General features: G+C 42.9%; 1 protein-coding gene. It reads left to right on the forward strand.

Going from position 1 to position 289, the window contains the following annotated elements:
* The coding region (locus CH339_RS25535) for an NAD(P)H-dependent oxidoreductase (protein ID WP_210207398.1) at positions 1-289 on the forward strand (289 nt) is incomplete at both ends.

Here is a 289-nt window from a genome sequence, read left to right on the forward strand (position 1 = left end):
GCAACTGTTGATGCAACAAAAGACATTCCAGTCGTAACCTCAGAAGATATAGAGTGGGCAGACGCTATTATATTCAGTACACCAACACGTTTTGGCAATATGGCATCCCAAATGAAACAGTTTCTTGATACACAAGGCGGACTTTGGGCAAACGGCAAGACAGTTAATAAAGTTGTAAGTGCAATGTCCTCCGCTCAAAATCCACATGGTGGTCAAGAAGCGACGATCTTGTCCTTATATACTTCAATGATGCACTGGGGAGCTATTATTGCTTCTCCTGGATACACTG

The organism is Rhodobium orientis (assembly GCF_003258835.1).
Taxonomy (GTDB): Bacteria; Pseudomonadota; Alphaproteobacteria; order Rhizobiales; family Rhodobiaceae; genus Rhodobium; species Rhodobium orientis.